This is a genomic window from uncultured Thiodictyon sp., assembly GCF_903828115.1.
In the GTDB taxonomy this organism is placed as follows: Bacteria; Pseudomonadota; Gammaproteobacteria; order Chromatiales; family Chromatiaceae; genus Thiodictyon.
In genome coordinates this window covers 1-1,579 of record NZ_CAIKKU010000257.1, presented here as the reverse complement: position 1 = coordinate 1,579, position 1,579 = coordinate 1, and the positions used below count along the sequence as shown (strand labels likewise).

At 53.3% G+C, this 1,579-nt stretch carries 2 protein-coding genes; both read left to right on the top strand.

Features of this window, described 5'->3' with window-relative positions:
- The first annotated feature begins 289 nt into the window (after positions 1 to 289).
- Positions 290 to 568, top strand: a complete 279-nt coding sequence (locus tag QZY48_RS09750) for a hypothetical protein (RefSeq protein ID WP_295430552.1) — start codon at positions 290 to 292, stop codon at positions 566 to 568.
- A gap of 32 nt (positions 569 to 600) precedes the next feature.
- Positions 601 to 1,305, top strand: a complete 705-nt coding sequence (locus tag QZY48_RS09745) for a hypothetical protein (RefSeq protein WP_295430550.1) — start codon at positions 601 to 603, stop codon at positions 1,303 to 1,305.
- Positions 1,306 to 1,579 lie beyond the last annotated feature (274 nt).

The following is a 1,579-nucleotide window of genomic DNA, read 5'->3' as shown; positions in this document are numbered from 1 at the left end:
GCGGTTAGCGCCAATACACCGCGGCTCGCCGCGATGAAGAATGGTGGTTGACCCCAAAGCACTGCGGTTAGTTGCGGTGAAGAATGGTGGTTGGCCGCAGGCGTCGCGGTTGGTTGCAATGAAACCTTGGCACGCAGCAGAACCGTGCGAACCCAGCAGAGAAGTGCTAACCTTCGGCCAAAGAGCGAGCGCGCGCCATCCGGGTTTGAAGTGGTTTGCAGGGTCCCGGGTGGCGCGCGCCGCCTTGGCCTGCACGTTAGGCAACAGACACATTAGGTGGGTAAGACACATGAACATAGGAATCCATGCAGTCCAAGCAAGAAAGAGCGGAGCTTCCCAATCCGACGCTTTAAGAGTTTCGGAGCAAATACGGGACGCATTCGGCCCTGGAGCCGGTTCTTTTACCTATTCAGTATTGAAGTGTGATGTAACAAAATCTGCCTCCCAGGATACCTTCACCTTTGCTGCTGAGGTGTTGCTGCCATTATCAAATCCTCACGCGGCCATTAACTCGGCAGGTCAAGACATTAACGCTTTTGTTAAGTCTTCTGGCTGGACCATTGTATGAGTAGCTTGGAAAGGCATCCCTGAGAATAGATGATGCATTGGCTCAAGAGCATTATTACCCAATCAAGAGAGAACAACGTGACTAGTCAAGACGCCGCTTGGTATGTCGCAGCTAATGAAAAAAAGAGCGTGCGACAAGTCATTCTTGAAATACAGCCAACTTCGCTTGTCAACTCGCGGTTCTCAACGCTGATGTTTGGTCCTAAATATGCGTCTTTAATCAGTAGCGATTGGGCAATGGGTTTTTTTCGCATGAGCGACGACCCTGGCCCGTTTTTGCTAGTTCGAGCCAGAGGCGAGCATTCGGTTGTGAGTAGTCGTCTTACCCGTTTGGCGTTCGCCTTTTATCGGATGCGCAAAGCGGGTATTATTTCAACATTTTGGGATTGTCCAGACACGGCGGGGAGGTGGCCTTACGGGCATGTGGAGGGGGCGTCCTCAGCGGATCAACCTCTCGGAGTAGAGATCATTCGAGATGCCATGAGAAAAGACAGACTTCAAATAACATTCGCAGTCAATTCAGCAAGTACCTCTAATTTCGGGACACTTCCTCTAGCTGTCTCTGATATTGACTGTGAACTGCCCGAAGCTTTTCGGAAAAGCGTGCTAGAAGAATTAGACGCACTGTGCAGCTACCAGCGCGGTCTTTCGGGCCGGGAAAATGGTAACGATGCAATGCAACAGATGTGGGCTGAGAACCCACCTGATCGATCCGCTATAATTGAGAGGCCCAAGTAATCTGCAGGGATGAGGGGCCAGGCTCGAGTTCTATTCCCGGAAAACGAATAGGAGCCTAACCTTTGGGTCAAAAGCGGGCGCGCGCCACAGGCGTCGTGCTAATTCGCAGGCCCGGTGCGGGCGCGCGCCGCTTTAGCCTGCACGTTATCGCGCCGAGCGAAGCTTGGCGTCTCTTGCGGGGTGTAAGTCCCCGTCGGGTAAGGGCTAGCGACCCGCCCGTATCGAGTGTTGGTCCCATTGCGGAGTGGGGTAACCCGCGAACAATAGTATGGGG

Bases quoted from the DNA above. Each gene is read 5' to 3' on its own strand.
- QZY48_RS09745 (WP_295430550.1), top strand. From the start codon at position 601: ATGCATTGGCTCAAGAGCATTATTACCCAATCAAGAGAGAACAACGTG.
- QZY48_RS09750 (WP_295430552.1), top strand. From the start codon at position 290: ATGAACATAGGAATCCATGCAGTCCAAGCAAGAAAGAGCGGAGCTTCC.